At 50.1% G+C, this 19,023-nt stretch carries 17 protein-coding genes; 12 read left to right on the top strand and 5 right to left on the bottom strand.

Translation table 11 applies throughout. The annotated features are described in order from the left end of the window. Window positions 1-92 precede the first annotated feature (92 nt). The 4 genes from PAEVO_RS17400 to PAEVO_RS17385 all read left to right on the top strand — a co-directional run bounded on the left by PAEVO_RS17400 (window position 93) and on the right by PAEVO_RS17385 (window position 5,951). A complete protein-coding gene (locus tag PAEVO_RS17400; protein ID WP_100538675.1) occupies window positions 93-2,909 on the top strand; it encodes a winged helix-turn-helix domain-containing protein in 2,817 nt (938 codons plus the stop codon). A 149-nt stretch (window positions 2,910-3,058) separates the two neighbouring features. Continuing rightward, window positions 3,059-3,982 carry an NAD(P)-dependent alcohol dehydrogenase gene (locus PAEVO_RS17395; RefSeq protein ID WP_100538674.1) on the top strand — a complete coding sequence of 308 codons (924 nt, stop codon included), beginning with the start codon at window positions 3,059-3,061 and terminating at the stop codon, window positions 3,980-3,982. A gap of 308 nt (window positions 3,983-4,290) precedes the next feature. Then, on the top strand, window positions 4,291-5,259 hold the full coding sequence (locus tag PAEVO_RS17390) for a helix-turn-helix transcriptional regulator (RefSeq protein ID WP_100538673.1): 969 nt from the start codon (window positions 4,291-4,293) through the stop codon (window positions 5,257-5,259). Between the two features lie 80 nt (window positions 5,260-5,339). Then, entirely contained in the window at window positions 5,340-5,951 is a 612-nt protein-coding gene (locus PAEVO_RS17385) for an SRPBCC family protein (RefSeq protein WP_100538672.1), read from the top strand. Window positions 5,952-7,032: 1,081 nt separating this feature from the next. Here the strand turns inward: PAEVO_RS17385 and PAEVO_RS17375 are convergent. Then, window positions 7,033-7,680 carry a transcriptional regulator gene (locus tag PAEVO_RS17375; RefSeq protein ID WP_100538670.1) on the bottom strand — a complete coding sequence of 216 codons (648 nt, stop codon included), beginning with the start codon at window positions 7,678-7,680 and terminating at the stop codon, window positions 7,033-7,035. Between the two features lie 544 nt (window positions 7,681-8,224). Between PAEVO_RS17375 and PAEVO_RS17370 the strand changes: the two genes are divergently transcribed. From PAEVO_RS17370 to PAEVO_RS34415, 4 genes are all read left to right on the top strand, one after another. Beyond that, on the top strand, window positions 8,225-8,407 hold the full coding sequence (locus tag PAEVO_RS17370) for a GapA-binding peptide SR1P (RefSeq protein WP_100538669.1): 183 nt from the start codon (window positions 8,225-8,227) through the stop codon (window positions 8,405-8,407). 846 nt (window positions 8,408-9,253) lie between these two features. Beyond that, the gene (locus PAEVO_RS17365) at window positions 9,254-10,108 is read left to right on the top strand and encodes an NAD-dependent epimerase/dehydratase family protein (protein WP_100538668.1); all 855 of its coding nucleotides are present in this window, start codon (window positions 9,254-9,256) and stop codon (window positions 10,106-10,108) included. Between the two features lie 364 nt (window positions 10,109-10,472). After that, window positions 10,473-11,774 carry a DUF1963 domain-containing protein gene (locus PAEVO_RS17360; RefSeq protein WP_100538667.1) on the top strand — a complete coding sequence of 434 codons (1,302 nt, stop codon included), beginning with the start codon at window positions 10,473-10,475 and terminating at the stop codon, window positions 11,772-11,774. 138 nt (window positions 11,775-11,912) lie between these two features. Further along, complete coding sequence (locus PAEVO_RS34415; RefSeq protein WP_243390808.1) at window positions 11,913-12,062, top strand: hypothetical protein; 150 nt, start codon at window positions 11,913-11,915, stop codon at window positions 12,060-12,062. Between the two features lie 246 nt (window positions 12,063-12,308). On the opposite strand, the gene PAEVO_RS17350 is transcribed toward PAEVO_RS34415, so the two are convergent. Beyond that, a complete protein-coding gene (locus PAEVO_RS17350; protein ID WP_207797485.1) occupies window positions 12,309-13,577 on the bottom strand; it encodes an MFS transporter in 1,269 nt (422 codons plus the stop codon). A gap of 284 nt (window positions 13,578-13,861) precedes the next feature. Between PAEVO_RS17350 and PAEVO_RS17345 the strand changes: the two genes are divergently transcribed. From PAEVO_RS17345 to PAEVO_RS17330, 4 genes are all read left to right on the top strand, one after another. Then, window positions 13,862-14,443 carry a TetR/AcrR family transcriptional regulator gene (locus tag PAEVO_RS17345; protein WP_100538666.1) on the top strand — a complete coding sequence of 194 codons (582 nt, stop codon included), beginning with the start codon at window positions 13,862-13,864 and terminating at the stop codon, window positions 14,441-14,443. A 143-nt stretch (window positions 14,444-14,586) separates the two neighbouring features. Further along, window positions 14,587-15,096 carry a GNAT family N-acetyltransferase gene (locus PAEVO_RS17340; protein WP_100538665.1) on the top strand — a complete coding sequence of 170 codons (510 nt, stop codon included), beginning with the start codon at window positions 14,587-14,589 and terminating at the stop codon, window positions 15,094-15,096. A 227-nt stretch (window positions 15,097-15,323) separates the two neighbouring features. Continuing rightward, on the top strand, window positions 15,324-15,608 hold the full coding sequence (locus PAEVO_RS17335) for an autorepressor SdpR family transcription factor (RefSeq protein WP_100538664.1): 285 nt from the start codon (window positions 15,324-15,326) through the stop codon (window positions 15,606-15,608). After that, window positions 15,592-16,230 carry an SdpI family protein gene (locus tag PAEVO_RS17330; RefSeq protein WP_100538663.1) on the top strand — a complete coding sequence of 213 codons (639 nt, stop codon included), beginning with the start codon at window positions 15,592-15,594 and terminating at the stop codon, window positions 16,228-16,230. Before PAEVO_RS17335 ends, PAEVO_RS17330 begins: the two co-directional genes overlap by 17 nt. 127 nt (window positions 16,231-16,357) lie before the next feature. Here the strand turns inward: PAEVO_RS17330 and PAEVO_RS17325 are convergent, their stop codons facing one another. From PAEVO_RS17325 to PAEVO_RS17315, 3 genes are all read right to left on the bottom strand, one after another. Next, window positions 16,358-17,029, bottom strand: a complete 672-nt coding sequence (locus tag PAEVO_RS17325) for a hypothetical protein (RefSeq protein WP_100538662.1) — start codon at window positions 17,027-17,029, stop codon at window positions 16,358-16,360. A gap of 139 nt (window positions 17,030-17,168) precedes the next feature. Further along, a complete protein-coding gene (locus PAEVO_RS17320; protein WP_100538661.1) occupies window positions 17,169-17,834 on the bottom strand; it encodes a YczE/YyaS/YitT family protein in 666 nt (221 codons plus the stop codon). Window positions 17,835-18,002: 168 nt separating this feature from the next. After that, window positions 18,003-18,986, bottom strand: a complete 984-nt coding sequence (locus PAEVO_RS17315; protein WP_100538660.1) for a glycoside hydrolase family 43 protein — start codon at window positions 18,984-18,986, stop codon at window positions 18,003-18,005. Window positions 18,987-19,023 lie beyond the last annotated feature (37 nt).

Raw genomic sequence — 19,023 nt, 5'->3', positions numbered from 1 at the left:
ACGTACAAGAGGGAATTCCGGGAAGCCGTCGAACATTTTATCATAATATATATGTTAAAAAATGCTGCAATGACGGCATAACGGGGGTTATGATGTCCACGCCTATTTTGTCTACAAAACTGTATATACCTCCTCCCCGATCCAAGGCTGTTCTTCGTCCCCGCTTGATCGAGCGTTTGAACGAGGGGCTGCTTCTGCAACGAAAGCTGACTATGATTTCCGCCTTTGCAGGCTGCGGTAAAACCACGCTGCTCAGCCAATGGACCGAAGGCTCCCCGCTGCCAGCCGCCTGGCTGTCATTGGAGGAGGGAGACCGTGAGCCGGCAAGATTCCTGGCTTATCTTGCGGCTGCCCTGCAAACCATCGGGGTTGATATCGGAGAGGGCGTCATGAGCAAACTTCAAGCGCCGTCCCCTGTTCCTCTGCCGGTCGAAGCTATCGTCACGGCCATCCTTAATCACATTGCGATCCTACCGGACCGTTTCATTCTGGTTCTTGATGATTACCATGTGGTGGATTCCAAACCGATCGACAGCGCTCTGGGCTTTCTCATTGAGCGGATGCCGCCGCAGATGCATGTGGTTATCGCCAGCCGTCACGATCCCGATCTGCCCTTGGCCCGGCTGCGTGCCCGGGACCAGTTGACGGAAGTGCGGACATCGGACTTGCGTTTCACATCCGCTGAAACCTCTGAATTCATGCGACGCGTCATGGGACTGGATTTGTCAGCGGAGGATGCTGCGCTCCTTGAATCCCGCACGGAGGGCTGGATTGCCGGCCTGCAATTAGCGGCGTTGTCCTTGCAGGGCCATCAAGACGCGGCCACCTTCATCCGATCCTTCGGCGGCAAGCACCGTGATGTACTGGACTATCTGGTCGAAGAAGTGCTGCAGCAGCAGCCTGAGGGCATTCAGGATTTTTTGCTGTACACCTCCATCCTTGACCGGCTGTGCGGTTCATTATGCGAATACGTTCTGATGAGCGAAGCTCGTGATTCTCCGCTGAACGCCATCTCCGGGCAAGAGACCCTGGAGTACCTGGAGCGCGTTAACTTATTCATTGTTCCGCTCGACAAGGAGAGGCGCTGGTACCGATATCACCACCTGTTCACGGATGCACTGCGGCAGCGTCTATCTCGAAAGGGCACTTCTGCGGTTGGCGGAGAGAGGGATGTATCCGAATTGCATCGTCGTGCAAGTGAATGGCATGAACGTCATAAACTTCTGCTGGAAGCTTTCCACCATGCGATTGCCGCGCAGGATGTGGATCGGGCAGCACGTCTGATTGAAGGGGAGGGGATGCCCCTGGTTTTCCGTGGAGCGATAGGCCCTGTGCTCCATTGGCTGGATTCCTTGCCTAAGGAGGAATTGGATGCAAGGCCCGCTTTAAACGTGATGCATGCTTCTGCGATGTTAATGGTCGGCCAAATGACCGGTATCGAACCTAAACTTCAAGCCGCCGAGACTCATCTGCATGCTGCGGAGGACGATTATACCCGGGATCTTATAGGGCATATCGCCTCTATACGTGCCACCCTTGCTGTCAGCAAACATCAGCCGGATACCATCATGGCCGAATCGCGCCGGGCTTTGGAATTCTTGAATCCGCATAATCTGCCTGTCCGCACGGCCACGATATGGACGCTGGGATACGCCTACCAGTTGCAGGGGGATCGGGCCGCGGCTGGCAAGGCGTATCAGGAAGCCGTAACCATCAGTCAGAAGATTGGGCACATGATGATCGACATGATGGCGACGCTCGGACTCGGAATCATTCAGGAAGCGGAGAATCAGTTATATGTTGCGGCCGAGACGTATCGGCGTGTTCTGCATTTGGCAGGTGACCCTCCACTGCCGGCAGCATGCGAAGCGCATTTGGGCCTGGCCCGAATATGCCGTGAGTGGAATGACCTGGATGCAGCGGAACAGCATGGGCAGCAGGCCCTCTCCTTGGCCGGGCAGTTCGAGCATACAGACAGGGTCGTGGCCTGCGAGGTGTTTCTCGCAAGGCTGAAGCTTACACGGGGAGCGGTGAGCGAAGCGGCTGCCATGTTAGCCAAGGCGGATCACTTCGCCCGTCAGCATCATTTCGCGCATCAGCTGCCCCATATTGCCGAGGCACAAGTGCTAGCCATGCTGCAGCAAGGGAATGTCCGTTCAGCGTCGCAGCTTGCCCAGAAGTATGATCTCAAGCTCAGCCAAGCCCGAGTGCTGCTCGCACAGGGGGATACGGCGGCAGCACTGGTAATACTTGAACATTTACGAGCAGATATGGAAGTTAAGGGATGGGCGGACGAGCAGCTTAAGGTGATGGTGCTGCAGGCTTTAGCCCTTCACGCCCATGGGGAGAAACGGAGAGCGGCACAGGTTATTGCGGATGTGCTGGAGATGGGCGAGCCGGGCGGCTTCATCCGGATGTTTATCGATGAAGGGCAGCCGATGCGGAAGTTACTAAGCGCAGCAACTATGAGCAAACCGAAGCAGAAGCTATTTAGGGAAGCCGTGAGCAAACCGAAGCAGAAGCTGTTAAGGGAAGTTGTAGACAAACCGAAGCAGCTGCCCTTAAGAGGAGCTGTAGACGGGCCGGAGCAGAAGCTGTTATGGCCCATCCATGATTATCTGGAGCGGCTGCTGCATGCATTTGATGTTGAAGGACTAGAAAGTGGAGTTACATCAGTATTCGTTCCAGGGTTTGTTCAGCCTGCGGAGTCTCTGATTGAGCCGCTTAGCCGGCGGGAATTGGAGGTTCTGCAGCTTATTGCCGATGGACTATCGAATCGTCAGATTAGCGAGAGGCTTTTTGTTGCCCTCAGCACTGTGAAAGGGCACAACCGGATGATTTTCGATAAACTTCAGGCCACGCGCCGTACCGAAGCTGTAGCGCGCGCACGAGAGCTGGGTTTACTGTGAGTGACTGACGGTCGGTCGCAGAATGGATATTCATCGATAGCTATCTCCCTTCCGATATCGCTGTTCATGAGAAAACCATACTTAAGTATCTATGTTCCAGTGCCTGACGGCAGATATACTGATTGCAAATGCAGGTTTGGAGGAAACCCATGAAAGCAATGGTATGCACCGCTTATGGATCACCGGCTGTGTTAAAGCTGCAAGAGGTAGAGAAGCCTATCCCAAAAGAGCGCGAAATTCGGATCAAAATTTACGCCACCACCGTCAATTCGGGAGATTGCCGAGTACGGGGATTACGCAGTCCTCTTGTGTATAAGATTCCCATGCGATTGGTGCTGGGTCTGAGAAAGCCAAGACAACCGATACTCGGGGTGGAGCTGGCAGGGGAAGTAGAAGCGATAGGCAAGGATGTTACGCGGTTCAAGGTAGGCGATCAGGTCTTGGCATTCAGGGGAATGCGATTCGGTACGTATGCCCAGTATATCTGCATGCGCGAAGACTCATTTTTGCTGATGAAGCCCGATCATGTGACTTATGACGATGCCGCCGCCGTATCTTTCGGAGGAACGACGGCCCTGCATTTTCTTAGAAAAGGGAACATCCGGCAGGGGCACAAGGTTCTGATTTATGGAGCGTCCGGTGCGGTGGGGACGTTAGCCGTACAGCTTGCTAAGCAGCACTATGGAACAGTTGTTACCGGCGTTTGCAGTACCGTGAATGTGGGGCTGGTGAGGTCGCTCGGAGCCGATCAGGTCATTGATTATACAAAAGAGGATTTGACCACAAGCGGAGCGCGATACGACATCATCCTGGATGCGGTCGGTAAACTGCCGAAATCCAGATGCAAGCATTTGCTCACCCCGGGCGGGAGCTATGTAACCGTTGAAGGGCAAGGGGTGGCCAAGGTGCTGATGGAGGATCTGAGATTGCTTGCGGAGCTGCTTGGAAAAGGGAAGATCAAGCCGGTCATCGACAGAAGGTATGCATTGGAGCAAATGGCTGAGGCGCACCGGTACGTAGATGAAGGACGCAAGAGGGGCAGCGTTGTCATCACGGTGGACCATGATCATTGAGGAAAAGTCATCATTCACGGCGGGGCATGATTATGACAGCAGATGAAGCAAGGCATCATTCAAGGATATAGACAGCCATCCAAGCATGCCCCCGGACCACACCGTGCTGACACAGGGAGCAGTGCCACCGCACGATGGTACTCATTGACTAGCCGATCCTGCAGAGGGTCGGCTTTTCTCATCGGAATGAGGGGAAGCGGTGATCAACATCCGGATTATAGCAGGAAGAAATCTCTAAACCTTCTACTAGGAAGTGATATATAATGTGATCACATATATGAATTCCAAGGGAAGGGCTGCTGCATACGATGTCTAAAGCCGATAATATGCTGGCTATTCTATGGCTACTGAAATCGCGAAAAAGAATCACGGCAAAACAGCTATCGGAGGAACTGGGCGTGCATATCCGAACGATTTACCGGAATATCGATGCCCTGTGCATTTCGGGTGTACCCGTCATTTCGGAGATTGGACGCGATGGAGGGTACTACATTCCTGAACATATCAAGCTGGAGCCCCTGTTTTTTGATGCCGATGAGCAAAAGGCGCTTCTTCATGCCGCCGCATTCGCACGGGAAGCGGGGTATCCGTCCATCGATCCGCTCCATCGAGCCGTTTCTAAAATAAAACGATATACGAATCCGGAGCAGCTGGAGCGTTTGGCGCTTCACGAGAACAGCATCGAGGCCATCCATCCGCCCGCAGCATCCGGGCTTACCTCCATGCTGCATGAGATCGAGGCGGGGATCGACCGGCAAACCAGTCTGGTAATCGATTACGCAACAGGCTATGACGGTGTCAGGCAAACGCGTACCATAGATCCATATGGGCTCGTCCATTGGAAAAGCAAATGGTATGCGGTGGGCTATTGCCATTTGCGCGGTGAAATTCGCTGTTTCCGTGTCGACCGTATGAGCGATATCCGGCATACCGACAACACGTTTGAACGTCCGACGCCGTTTTCCCCGCGGGAGTATGTATTGGAGAGCTTACTGTCGGGGCAAGGTACCGAATCCAATCCTCATTTGGTTTCCGTGCATATCCAAGGGATCCCTCAAGCTTTGGACGATCTATGCGCGCACTGGCTGCTCAGTCAAGCCCTCGTCGAACGTACGGCGGAGGATGCGGTGTTCAGGCTGGATGAGCATACGTTATACACGCAAGTTGCCTACTACCTTTTGTCGTTTGGCGGGAAGATTCGAATCATCGGGCCCGAGGAACTGAAATCAGGCATGATCGACATTGCGGAGTCCCTATTAAAATATTATCAATCCTAAGCATAAACACTGACCTTCTTTGTCAGTGTTTGTATTATATAATAAACTCCATCAGATTGCGTCAGGGAGGAGAGAGCACGATGGCAGGCACGATTTTTAAACAAGAAGTGATGAAGGCAACGGAACGTTCGTGGGAAGAATGGATCGTAGTCCTTGGGCAGGAAGTGGGTCCGCTCTGGTCACACGAGCAGATCCGAAACCATATCGTTGAGCAGCATCGGATATCCGATGAATGGGGCGAATGGATCGCTGTCATGTATGAGCAGATCATGGGGCGTGTGCCGGTCGGCGTATCCAAAGATGCCGGGGTGCAGATCGGGGTCAGAAAGACGATGGCCGTGACGAAAGAGAGAGTTTGGGATTTCCTCATGTCTTCTGAGGGACTGCCCTTATGGATCGGAGATGTCTCTTCTCTGGAGCTGCAGGTCGGGCATGAGTATGAGTCAAAGGAAGGCGTGTCCGGCAAAATTACGGTGGTCGTACCTTACCATAAGCTGCGCTTAACTTGGAAACGCAAGGAGTGGGACAACCCATCCCGGCTGCAAATTTATGTGTTGTCCACGAAAACGGGAAACACGACCATTGCGATTCACCAGGAGATGCTGGATGACGTTTATATGAGAGAGATCATGAGGCGCTATTGGGATGAGATGCTGACTACCATACAAAGCCGGGTGATGGTGCCCAAATGAACAGATTCAGTTATTCGGTTCTAAGGGTGAATTGATTGGATTGAACTTGATTTGATTGAATTGAATTGAATTGAATTGATGGATGGATGGATGGAGGGATGGATTGTGTGGATCGACCGCCCGTCCGATTTGTAACGATTAACCTACTGTGTCGAACGGATAGAATGAATCGAAGGACGAGGATGTATTGATGGACGGATTGTATCGATTAATTGGATTTTATCCATCGATGGAACTGACTTGTGGACTGATTGCATCGGTCAATTAGATTGAATTGATGGTTGTATTGTGTTAGTAGATTGAGATTTTGTTTGTCCGAGGAATACCAGGCCGCTGAATAAGGGTGTTGACTGTTGGATCGTTTGAGGACAGAGGATCCGCTATGAAGTCTCGAGTGATGGGTTTTGGGTAATATGATGACACCAGATCCGCTATTACATAGAATATGGCTGTTAATCGTGGTATTTAAAGTAAATAGCGGATTCTGAGTCCGGAAGTTCGGGTAAAGTGGCTGTTTTTTTCGAAATAACGGATCTGGTGTCCATTAGTTTGTTTATTTGTATCTTGGATATCTGCAAGAACTTCAATACCCTCAATACCCTCAATACCTGCAATGCTTGTAATATCTGCAAGAACTGCAGGACCTGCAAGAACTGCAAGAATGCAAGAACTGCAGGACCTGCAATATTTCCAAGGACTGTTGCATGCTCCGTCCTTACTGCCATTACAAGCGGAGTTGGTAGGTATGGGCTCGTGTTTGGCTGACTGTTGCAACGTTTGAGGACAGAGGTTCCGCTATTAAGTCTCGAATGATGGGTTTGGGGTTAAATGAGGACACCAGATCCGCTATTACATAGAAAATGGCTGTTAATCGTGGTATTTATAGTAGATAGCGGATTCTGAGTCCAGAAGTTCGGCTAAAGTGGCTGTTTTTTTCGAAATAACGTATCTGATGTCCGCTTAGTGTAACTAACATTCGTCTCCGGATACTGCAATACCTTCAATATCTGCAAGAACTGCAAGAACTGCAATATCTGCAGTACCTGCAAGAACTGATTCATGCTCCCGTCAGTGACTGCCATTACAAGCGCAGTTTATAGGTACGAGCTCGTTGTTTTCCGCTTGCTATGTCCAGAATCTGGAGCTCGACCAGTTTATGCAATAAGCGTCGGGTGTGCCGGTCACTCACCCTAAGATGATTCGCGAGTTCTAATGGGGTTATCGGGCGCAGCAATCGTCGCGCAAATCGGACAGCTTCTGCTTCCAGCCAACTTAAGGACGCAGGCACATCCGACGCCACAAACCTGCCGACGAAGGATAAGATGAGCTGCTGGCATTGTTTTGGCTCATCGACGATGGAGGGGTAGGCAATGGGAAGGAATGTCCAACCATCCAGTGCCAATAAGCAGTGACGGCGGCATAAATCCTTAAACCTTCTGACGTCCAGATCGCGGGCATGCGGTCCGTATCCTTGGATTTCGATGCCTCCTCTTCCATCACCGGGCATATAGGCAAGGTCCAAATAACGATAACCATTGCTGAAATCGCGTACTTCCCATTCCGGATGCAAGTCATTGAAATTACCGATCGCCGGAAACCATACCGAGCGCAGGAACTCTACGGTGCCGTGGCCTAACCCTTTATGAAGGATTTCGAGCCTGCGGGGATTCTTTTCATTCAAGATATTCGTGTGTATCCAGAGCTCATATTGTTGATCAAACCGTGACATGACCAGTTTCCCTCCTTAGTAATAGATGGAATGCGATTGCGCTAGACAATAAAAAAGCCGCCCCATACAATGCAACCCCAATCCTTCATTGGGGCACTTTGCGTAGAAGCGGCGTGTTCTTCACGTCCTTATGATGGCTAGTATAACTCGTGTTTTGCGGGTTTAGCAATAGGTATTGCTTTCAGGCTATGCTTAACAGCGATATAGTTCTTCCAATTGATTAAAAAAGCATATGCTGGCGTGATATTTGCAAATTTAGGCCATGAACCGCTTTCCGTTACGATCGAGAGTGGTTTTTTTATGTTGCCCCCATAAATATGACGTCATATATAACGAAATTAGACTATTTTACGAATATATATTGTGTATTATTTATTTATATTGTACATTAATAACATGAGATGATTATTAAAAATGCATAATTGGAGGTGAGTTGAAACCAGAAGAGTTTGAAGCGAGAATGGAGGTTCGGTCTGTAAATGATCAGGAAGCTGATGGCGGGAAGTTCGAACACAATCTGATACCAAGAAAGGATGAGTGAAGTATGGACAATTCTGTTAAAAGGGTGAATATGGGTGTCATCTTGTGCAGGCATTGCAATGCTCAAATCGATACGGTGGATACCAATCGAATCGCTACCTTCTATGGCGTGTGCGATCAGCCGGAGTGCCAGCAGCTGCACAGCCGCATGCATGTATCAGTAAGTGATGTAATAGACCAAGAGTAATGACAGGAGAAGGCTGGTTCCCAAAAACGTACCACTTGATGTGGTGCGTTTTTGCGTTGAACGAAGAATGCGAGTGCTGCGCGCTCTTTCGAGTCTAAGTAAATGCTTTGTTGACTGACAGCGGGTGCTATCGCACTTGTCGAACTCGGGAGCTGCGTGCTTAGTCGTGCTTGTAAAACTACGGCACTTGTCTAACTAAATGCTTTGTTGACTGACAGCGGGTGCTCTATCGCACTTGTCGAACTCGAGTGCTGCGCGCTCTGTCGAGTTTAAGTAAATGCTTTGTTCACTGACAGCGGGTCCTATTGCACTTGTCGAACTCGGGTGCTGCGTGCTTTGTCGTGCTTGTAACTACGGTGCACTTGTCTAAGTAAATGCTTTGTTCACTGACAGCGGGTGCTCTAACGCGCTTGTCGAACTCGAGTGCTGCGTGTGCTTAGTGCTTGTCAAAATACGAGTATCCTATCGCGCTTGTAATAATACGATACTGTGCGCACTTATCAAACGGCGGGTGCTCTATCCACGCATGTCACAGTGCGCCTTGTCGTGCTTGTCAAACTACGATGCTCTGTGCATTTGTCAAACTGCGAGTACCCTGTACGCTTTGTCTATTGCAAGTCCAAAGCACTTACTTAATCAGTGATTTCGTTTGTCGAGCAAACCTAACGATCGGATGAATTGGCATGGTCTTCCCGATGAAAAGTGGCCCTTAAGGATGCCTTTCCATCATGCTAAGATAAGAACTGTCAAACCGCCAATATCCAATGGGACCACGGCCCTTCTAACGTCTTTCAATCCCGAAGGTCCACATTCATTTTATATCGAGTACGCGGGAGGTTGTCATTTATGAAGATATTCGTAGCGGGCTCCACCGGAGTGATCGGCCAGCGGTTGCTTCCCAAACTGGTGCAAGCCGGTCATGAAGTTACAGGCATGACCCACAATCCTCAGCGGAAAGGGTTGATCGAATCATGGGGAGCAAGAGCGATCGTGGCGGATGCCTTTGATCGACAAGGGATGATAGCTGCGATCGGGGAAGTACGGCCGGATGTCGTTATCCATCAGCTCACTTCGTTAAGCCAATGGAATCTGGAGGATAATGCGAGGATTCGGATGGAGGGTACCCGCCATCTGGTAGAAGCCGCGCAGATCCATGGCGTTACACGAATGATTGCCCAGAGCATTGCCTGGGCATACGAGCCGGGGGAGCATCCCGCCGCCGAAGACGCCCCCCTGGATATCCAGGCGCCTGCACCTCGCAAGTCCACGATAGACGGTATCATATCGCTGGAACATGCCGTTGCCCAAATGCCAAACCACGTCATTCTAAGGTACGGCATGTTCTACGGTCCCGGCACGTGGTACGACGCCAACGGGGTCATGGCGGAAAAGGTAAGAACTCGAGCTCTTCCGGCAACGGACGGCGTTATATCATTTCTCCATATCGAGGATGCGGCGAATGCCGCTCTGCAGGCATTGGACTGGCCGGCGGGTCCGGTTAATATCGTAGATGATGAGCCGGCTGCGGGAACGGTATGGCTGCCGGTGTATGCCGAAGCGCTGCAAGCGCCATCTCCAGCATATCAAGCGGGGAGCAAGCGCGGCGAGCGCGGCGCTTCGAACGCCAAAGCCCGGATGGAGTACGGCTGGCAGCCATTACATCCTACGTGGCGAACAGGGTTCGGGCAATCGCTGAGTTGAGAGAGCTTAACAATGCGCCAACCGATTCCTGCCGTTAAGAGTATATACACAAAAGAGTATGCTGTTCACAATACACACCGTGATCGATCTGAAAGGGTAACATCTAGAGCATGTCCCAAGCCGCGCACGGTTCGCACAGGTAGCAGTGCGCACGACTCCATGGAGACGCTATAAGACTTCCAGTCATTTCGCTCCCTAATATGCAAGAAGCCAAATGCCTGCCGGTCAGTGGTAGATTCAAAGAGCTCCTTGTTGATATGGGAATGAAAAGAAAGCTATAGTTAATAGAAAGGATGGATGGCCATGAGTATGACTGGGCCGAAATCGAGCTGATTTGACTCACACTCAATAAGGAGGGGCTAGCATGACAGAACGGCTGCCATGTCGAAGCGAAGGCTGTTCCGCAAGGATACTACCGGCAACCGCGGCCAAGACCGGCGGTTATTGCATGCCGTGCAAGCAGGAGATGGAGCGTAAGGAACGGCAGCGTTACATAGAACAAAATCGGAGAGACATCAACTTATACGAAGGGATTACAGATCCCGTAGAGGTCCTTAAGATCATGCATGCCCCGCTGAAGCGGGATCCATTGATTCGATATATTCCCTATCCGCAGAAAAGAGAAGAGGTATATTCGGCGTTATCTCCAGGCGAGGCCGAACGTATGCTGAATTTTGCCCTTGATCTGCTGGAAGCGGGCGATGAGGACACCTGTCAGGAAATTCTTGTGTCCCTGATCTGCTATCAGAACAAGTCGCTTGAAACCTGCATACCAACATTGCTGGAACGTAGTATCTATTACCCCGGCATTCTGTTCAAGGATGCCTCTGCCCGGAGCCGGGACGAGCTGCTGCAACAAGTAGAGCAGGACAGCGATCATCGCAACCATCTGCTGCTTGCCCTGGCTTGGATCGGAGATGATCAGGTTGTGCACCAATTTCAAGAATGGAGGTCCGATTCTCCATCCTGGGCGGAGGAACTATATGTCCCGCCTGAAGCTTACGCGCATGAGGGGGGCTGGGAGCTTACGGAGAATGGGGGCAAGCGCCGGTTATTTTTCAATGAAAGCTTCGCCATAGAGAAAAGGGTGCTGTCCGAAAGCACATGGATAGCGGAACACGAACCCGCACAATTTTTGAAGGAGAATTCCGCGCTCTGTCCATGGTGCGGGCGTCGCCTGACCACCCTGACGGATCTGGACATCAGCCACCCGAAGCTTCGATTCCTTGGATTGTCTGGAGAGAGGCTGCGGGTGAGCACCTGCGTGACCTGCAGCTGTTACGATACGATCTATATGGATGTGGATTTCCATGGGAAATCCGAATGGAGCCAAGCTAATAGTAGACAGGGTTATGTACCGGAACCTGATTCCGAGGAGGATGATAGAAGCTATGCAGCGGCGGCGCAGTCTTTACGGCTTGCACACCATCCTCGCAACAGCTATTATGCGGCCTATTGGACGCTCGGTCCGGCGGTTTCGCAAATCGGCGGCTACCCGGCTTGGATTCAGGACGCCGTATACCCTTCCTGCCCTTGCTGTTCCCGAAGCATGACATTCATTGGGCAGCTGGATTGGGAACAGATTGAGGAGTATGGGGAAGGCATTTATTATATGTTCCTGTGCGCGGACTGCCAGGTCACGGCAACCTTGTTTCAGCAGACGTAGGCTTGCTCTAGCAGCGATTTGAACAGTTACTAGATCGGTATGCTAGTTTTTCCTTTCCAGTATGGTTTTTCTCATATGGAGGGAATACCGTATCCAGTTAAGTCCGGTGATCCCGCAGTTGCATTGGTGAACGGAAAGGTGACACGTGATGACGTCAGCGTTCCATTTCTGGCCAATACGAGCATGTTTCCATTGGAGTTGATTACATCACAGCTAGGCATTCCGATGTCCTGGAATAAGACGACAGGCGAGGTGATCCTGGGGAAAAACACCATAAGGAAAGCTTGATGAAGGCACGCCATACGGCGTGTCTTTTGCTATTCTGAGGAAAAGCATCCATAACTATATATAGAGAAACACATCCAGTCCCCACCTCATCGGCAAGGATCATCTTCTCAACCCCCTCTCTAATCGCTGTCCGTGACTCATCACTTCACCGGTGTGAACATCCGATTTGCCTCTACAAACGAAGTAATACCTATCTCCATGGGGAATCTCTCCTTTAAGATTTTTAACACGTATAGGTCATAAGCTTTATTTAATTACGGGTGCCGCAGTACCTTTGGTCACAGCCCAAAATACAAGAGCAACAGCACTGACAGAGGCCCCGAGCACGCATACCCCACTCCAGCCGAAGTGTGCGTAAATATGGGTTGAAGCAATGGAACCGGCAGCACTTCCGATGGAATAAAAAATCATGTACCCGCCAACCATCCGACTGCGCGCCTTCGGGCGCAATGCAAAAAGCATACTCTGATTCGTAACATGCACGGCCTGTACCGCCAAGTCCAGCAGAATAATGCCAATGACCAAGGCGAACAGCGACCGTTCCGTGTAGCTGATTGGCAGCCATGACAGCAATAGCAGGAACAATGCAATCCCCGTCGTTCTTTGTCCATAACCCCGATCAGCCAGCTTACCGGCCTTTGCTGCAGCCAATGCACCCACGACGCCCACGAGACCAAACGCGCCGATAGCCGAGTGCGAAAGGGATAGCGGTGGCGAGCTCAGGGGCAGTACCAATGGGGTCCACAAAATGCTGAAAGCCGTAAAAATCATCATAGCCAATACAGCACGGATCCGTAATAACCGTTCTTGCAGGAACAATATCAGTACCGACTTTAGCAGTTGAGAATAGGAAAGAGTCTTTACCTTACGCTCAACATTTGGCAGCACCTTATATAATGCGTAAACCATCAGCAGCATCAACACGGCAGACACCAGATAAACCGAACGCCACCCTGCAAGATCCTTCAAAACCCCTGAAATGGTTCGCGCAAGAAGGATGCCAATCACAATTCCGCTGGTTACCATACCTACGGCACGCCCTCTCTCAGCAGGGGCAGCTATGGCAGCAGCGAATGCCACAATGGTTTGCGTTACAACGGCAAGCAATCCGACCAAAGCCAAACCTGCGAAGAGCATCGTGCCGGAGGAAGCAGTACCAACGATAACCAGAGCCATTATGGAGATTACCATCTGACCGATAATCAATCGGCGCTGGTTCAGCAAATCCCCCAGAGGCACCAGCAGCAGCAGGCCCAATGCATAAAAGACCTGTGTGACGGTAATCAGAATTCCGATGATGGAATAGTCCATGTTGAACTCGTTCGATAGTTGATCGAGCAGCGGCTGTGCGAAGTAGATATTGGCTACCGACATACCGCAAGCAATCGCAAACAATAACGTAACGTTACGAGTCAGGGGAGTACGATAAACGGATTCGGTCGAGGTCACCGTCACCTGTAACGCATTCGCCCCTGTGTCGTTTTTGACGGCTACCTTTTCTGTAATATCCTCCATTTTTGTATATTCAACCCTTTCATTTTTATGTACCGATCAGTATGGTAAATTTCCCGATAAATATATCTTATAAACTCATGCCGTGTCAACACGTTTATTTTTGACGATTAGGATGACATCTATTATGTTGGTTTTATCCTGACATATAAAGAAAATCGTTATTTGACAAGAGCATCGGTACATCATAAAATTAATTATACTGATTGGTAATAAAATGAGCTGTTTACATGCAGTTGTGATCATGGAGTTTCCTAAAAATAAAAAGTAACGAGAGGTAATTCATTATGGGGCGAATCCGCGAATTTGATGAAGAGAACGTATTAGATGCCGCAATGCAGCTATTTTGGGAGAAGGGATATGAGGCTACCTCATTGAGCGATTTGACTTCCAGAATGGGCATTCAGCGGCCAAGTATATACTCTGCCTTTGGAGACAAAAAGGAACTGTTTGAAACCGCTCTGCGCAAATATACGAGGTCGCATGCTTCCGAGGTGCGAACCAGGCTACAAAACCATCGAACGGTTAGAGAGGCGTTTCGAGCTTTTTTTGAGAACGTGGTTAATGAGGAATATTCCGAAAGCCGCAGCCGAGGATGCTTTTGCATTAATACGATGGTCGAGCTTGCGCCTCATGATGAGAAATTTGAAATTCTCACAAGGGAGCATCAGATGTACCTGGCGGTCATATTTCAAGAAACCATTGAACGAGGTATACAATCGGGCGAGCTTGCGAGTGACACAAACGCCAAAGCTTTATCACAAGCGCTCATCGTATCGCTAATTGGGCTGACCGTCATGTTGAAATCCCGTCCAGAGCGCGCATTCGTAAATAATACGATAGAGGTGACTCTTACATTGCTTAGATAAATGGTCATCCTAACTGGAACGTTTAAAAGGTGCTATTCCACGAAATGAATGATTTCGTAGGATGCTATCGAGTTTCACGGTCGTGTTGTTACAGTCGTCCAATCATAGTAAACTGTTCTAAAAAAACAATAGTAGGTGCATCGATGAATATAAACATACGGACAGGACGAATAGAGGACCTTCAAGAAATCATGGCTTTGATTGCACGCTGCGTTAGTGTCATGCAGGCTGGAGGCAGCGATCAATGGGATGATCAGTATCCGAACCGGGAGGTCATCGGTGAGGATTTACAGCGTGGAACGTTGTTTGCGGCTGAGGGCGAAGGCCGTATTTTGGGGATCGTTGTCCTCGACGAATCGCAGGCTGAACAGTACCAGACCATTAACTGGAGGCAGGTAGAGGGACCGCATCTGATGATGCATCGCCTTGCTGTCGATCCGGAAGCACACGGACAAGGCATTGCGCGAAAATTGGTAGCTTTCTCCGAAGAATATGGCGCACGCGAGGGTTACCGAAGTCTTCGATTGGACACCTATGCCAAGAATACGGCGGCGCTCAGGCTGTATCAGGGCTTAGGTTATGACCTGCGGGGAGAAGTGAAATTCCCGGGAAGAGCGGCAAGCTTTCCGGTATTTGAGAAGGTGCTTGGATAAACAAGCCATGAAGTTAGTCTGCTGAGGATCAGCACGTATGCTGGTCCGAGGCGGACTTTTGTTGTTTTAAGGAAATCAACGATTTCTTGGATCAAGGCGTTGGGCATGTCGGGATGCCCATTTTACTTTCTATTTAGATTTTTTTCAAAATAGGTATTGCATTTCGGTGCAGGAATGAGAGATAATGTATTTAGATGAAATTCTAAATAGAAATCTGGTGATGCACATTGGGGTTTCCGGAAACATTCAAGGCGTTATCTGATCCGGTGAGACGGGACATCCTGGTTATGCTCAAACGCGGCAAAATGTCAGCCGGTGAGATCGGTCAGCATTTCGATATGACCGGGGCGACCATTTCGTATCATTTGTCACAGCTAAAGAAGGCCGGACTGATATTTGAAACAAAATATAAAAATTATGTTTACTATGAGATCAACGTGTCCGTCTTCGAAGAAATCATGCTGTGGTTTTCACAATTTAACGGGGGGAAACAAGATGAGGAAAAAGAATAGTTCAATGCTGGTTATAACAACGCTGATATGCTTGTTGCCGATTATTTTATCGATGACGCTGTACAGCCAATTGCCTGAGCAGGTGGCTGTTCACTGGGACGCGGCGGGCAATCCGGATAATTACGTGTCGAAGGCGGTTGCGGCGTTTGTGCTTCCGTTGATTACGGCGGTTATTAACGTCATTGTCCATGTAGCGCTTAACAACGATCCTAAGAAAATGAACGCTGCCCCGGTTTTAAGAACGATGGGTCTATGGCTTATCCCCGCGCTGTCTCTCATTCTCATGCCGATCACGCTGTTCAAGGCCATGGGGGCCGAGCTGCCGATCCAGACGATTGCACCGACTCTCGTGGGCATGCTCCTCGTGGTCACCGGCAATTATTTGCCGAAGAGCAAACAGAACTATACGGTGGGCATCAAGCTGCCTTGGACGCTGAACAGCCAGGATAATTGGAATAAAACGCATCGTTTTGCCGGGTACCTGTGGATGACAGGCGGAGCGTTCATGATCCTGACGGCGTTTCTGAAAGTGAATCTTGCCGTCGCAATTGTTCCTGTCATTATACTGATTGTGGCGGCTCCAGCGATTTACTCTTTCTCTTTGTTTAAAAGGGGCGTGTAACCGCCGGGCTGCAACATATGAACTATAACGAATCGCAAAACAAGCTGACTCCATAAACGATGGGTCAGCTTGTTTGTTTTACGGCAGAGTGCGAGCCTTGCTGTTCGAGATGCCTCCGTTGTAGTAGTTATAGACACTGCGCCGCACGAGGATGAAGCTTATATTTCACGACATGTTTGCCTTGCGATCCGGTTACGGGAATCAGCAGACCCTTATCGCAAAGAGAGTGAAGGAAGCGAAGGGCTGTACGATGATTCAGTCGCAGATGCGTTTTCACGTCAATCAGGCGCAGGGGCCGTGCCAGCATGCATGCAAACCGGATGATTTCGCGTTCCGTTACCGACGATACGCTTGTTGAATGTGGTTCTGCCAGATACCGGCGGCTCAGGACCTTCCGCAGGAGCATGATGCACAGTTCCGGACGATCGGTCACATCATCGCAAGCAAATGAAATCACCTGATACCCCATGGCGGATAAAAAGGTTTCCCGATTCAGCTCGTCGCAATATTTCTGCCGGTCCGTCTCGGTTGTATACGTGCTAAATGGTTTAACCTCAATGATCAGTCTCAGATGCGGAGTGATGAAAGCGAAGCTGCAGTAATAGGATCGTCCGCACCAATCCAGCACCTCGAATTGTGGATGTAAATCGCGAAAGTGACCACGCAGCGGCCACCAGACTTTTTGGCAAAACAAGGTTTCGGCCTCACCATGCCCTCGTTCCAGACGGCCTCTTCTTTCTCCAGTCCTGTTGCTCAGATGATAATACATAAAAATCCCATATGCCTTCCGAAAATCCATTCGACCGCATACCTCCCTAAATAAAAAAAGAACGCCCCGGCTTCATTCCAAATTAGGAATGCGCTGGGACGTTCTTCGTCTCTTACCACTCATTATAATCAAATAGGTGATCGTTTAACCACAGGCTATCTCATGAAAATTACGGGCTCTGTTCAAGCACTGCTTCCCGGGTTCTTTTGCTGCGCCAACGAAACATGATCCGGCGCAGCAATTTGATACAATAGCCAACCAAAAAAGCCGAAATAACGGTACCCTCGCGTACGCCTTCAATCGAACCGAAAGCAAACAGCGAGATGACGATACCGATGGACACCAGGGTCCAGTCGAATATGATCTTGATGTTCCCGAATTCGGCACCTAGTTTTTCAGAAATGACTTTCACGATGCCTTCGCCCGGGTTCAGGATCGAATTAGCGATGATTTGAAGATAGATGCCGATCGCCAGAATCATGCAGCCCGTCAGTAATGCTAAAATTTTCATGAAATACATCGTAAAGTTGAGCGAACTTACGATATACGCCCCCATATCCAGAAACAGGCCAAACAGAACACCGACAAACACTTGCAGGTACTGCATCCTGGGAAACTGCTTACCGAGCAGGAGGACCTGGATCACTACAAACAGCAGGCATAACAGGATGGTCATCAGTCCCATGGAGAGGGGGAATTTTAAACTCAGCACATACGGTACGCTGGCAATCGGGGAGGTTCCGATATTGGCTTTGGTCACGAGAGCCGTGCCAAGTCCCATTAAGAATAGTCCTGCAATCAGGATGATATATCGTTTCATAAGCTGCCTTGTCATGGTTGCATTCCTTCTTCTGTGTGATATAGATGGATCCGCCGCGACTAACATCAAAAAATGATAGCAGCTTTCATTATATCACTAAACAACGACAGCGAAGCAGCTGTAAAAAAATTGAACCGGAAAAAGCTGAACTCCATAGTCATGGAATCCAGCCTTCCTCTTGCCTTATTTACCGTACGGATCAATCGTCTGAATGGTGCCGTCCTCATTGTAGGTCAGCTCGGTGAACTTGACGCTGCGTTTGTTGTCGGCCCCGCCGGAGAGGGAGCTGTCATGGTAGAAGAGATACCATTTATCCTGAAACTGAACGATGGAGTGATGGGTCGTCCAGCCGATAACAGGTGTTAGAATCGTGCCTTTGAACTCGAAAGGCCCCGTTGGACTTTGGCTCGTGCCGTAGACGATTTTGTGTGTTGAGCCGGTAGAATAAGAAAGATAGTAGGTGCCGTTGTATTTATGGACCCAAGGTCCTTCAAAATATCTTCGCTCTTCATCCCCCGCGACAATCGGGTTGCCCTTCTCATCGACGATGGATATTTCTCGCGGCGTCTCCTTGAAAGTAAGCATGTCGTCGCTCAGCTCGGCGACCCGCGGTCCGATGGCAGGCGCATCCGCGGCAGGTCCTTCCGCATCCGGAATATGCGATCCGGTCTGCCATTGTTCCAGCTGTCCGCCCCAGAGGCCACCGAAGTAAATATAGGCCCGGTTATCGTCGTCCACGAATACGGCAGGGTCAATGCTGTAACTGCCCGGGATGTAATGAGGCTCCGGCTTAAAGGGGCCGGAAGGCGAGGAGCTTGTCGCTACGCCAAGTCGGAAAATATCGTCATGATCCCTGGCAGGGAAGTATAAGTAGTACGTGTCGTTCTTGAAGGCGGCATCCGGTGCCCACATTTGCTTCTTCGCCCATGGAACATCCTTCACATGAAGGGCTTCGCCATGGTCCACGCATGGAGCATACACATCATCCATCGAGAGAATGTGGTAGTCTTCCATGTCATACTGGTCGCCGTTATCATTGGACGTGTTCTCGTGATCCAGGTCATGGGATGGATAAATATAAATTTTACCCTCGAATACGTGGGCGGAAGGGTCCGCGGTATAGATATGGGTTACGATCGGTTCGTTAGGCTGTACGGGTTTGGTCATCACGTTTCCTCCTTGAATCGTTGCATTGTAAGCGCTT

Origin of the sequence: Paenibacillus sp. GM2FR, assembly GCF_002803325.1 — a bacterium.
GTDB classification, from domain to species: domain Bacteria; phylum Bacillota; class Bacilli; order Paenibacillales; family Paenibacillaceae; genus Paenibacillus_AQ; species Paenibacillus_AQ lautus.
This window is presented reverse-complemented; position numbering and strand designations above follow the sequence as displayed.

Excerpts from the sequence above, each read along its gene's own strand:
- PAEVO_RS17395 (WP_100538674.1), top strand. The coding sequence starts at position 3,059 with ATGAAAGCAATGGTATGCACCGCTTATGGATCACCGGCTGTGTTAAAG.
- PAEVO_RS17390 (WP_100538673.1), top strand. The coding sequence starts at position 4,291 with ATGTCTAAAGCCGATAATATGCTGGCTATTCTATGGCTACTGAAATCG.
- PAEVO_RS17350 (WP_207797485.1), bottom strand. The coding sequence starts at position 13,577 with ATGGAGGATATTACAGAAAAGGTAGCCGTCAAAAACGACACAGGGGCG.
- PAEVO_RS17365 (WP_100538668.1), top strand. The coding sequence starts at position 9,254 with ATGAAGATATTCGTAGCGGGCTCCACCGGAGTGATCGGCCAGCGGTTG.
- PAEVO_RS17315 (WP_100538660.1), bottom strand. The coding sequence starts at position 18,986 with ATGACCAAACCCGTACAGCCTAACGAACCGATCGTAACCCATATCTAT.
- PAEVO_RS17320 (WP_100538661.1), bottom strand. The coding sequence starts at position 17,834 with ATGACAAGGCAGCTTATGAAACGATATATCATCCTGATTGCAGGACTA.
- PAEVO_RS17360 (WP_100538667.1), top strand. The coding sequence starts at position 10,473 with ATGACAGAACGGCTGCCATGTCGAAGCGAAGGCTGTTCCGCAAGGATA.
- PAEVO_RS17375 (WP_100538670.1), bottom strand. The coding sequence starts at position 7,680 with ATGTCACGGTTTGATCAACAATATGAGCTCTGGATACACACGAATATC.
- PAEVO_RS17325 (WP_100538662.1), bottom strand. The coding sequence starts at position 17,029 with ATGGATTTTCGGAAGGCATATGGGATTTTTATGTATTATCATCTGAGC.
- PAEVO_RS17330 (WP_100538663.1), top strand. The coding sequence starts at position 15,592 with ATGAGGAAAAAGAATAGTTCAATGCTGGTTATAACAACGCTGATATGC.
- PAEVO_RS17370 (WP_100538669.1), top strand. The coding sequence starts at position 8,225 with ATGGACAATTCTGTTAAAAGGGTGAATATGGGTGTCATCTTGTGCAGG.
- PAEVO_RS17385 (WP_100538672.1), top strand. The coding sequence starts at position 5,340 with ATGGCAGGCACGATTTTTAAACAAGAAGTGATGAAGGCAACGGAACGT.
- PAEVO_RS17345 (WP_100538666.1), top strand. The coding sequence starts at position 13,862 with ATGGGGCGAATCCGCGAATTTGATGAAGAGAACGTATTAGATGCCGCA.
- PAEVO_RS17400 (WP_100538675.1), top strand. The coding sequence starts at position 93 with ATGTCCACGCCTATTTTGTCTACAAAACTGTATATACCTCCTCCCCGA.
- PAEVO_RS17340 (WP_100538665.1), top strand. The coding sequence starts at position 14,587 with ATGAATATAAACATACGGACAGGACGAATAGAGGACCTTCAAGAAATC.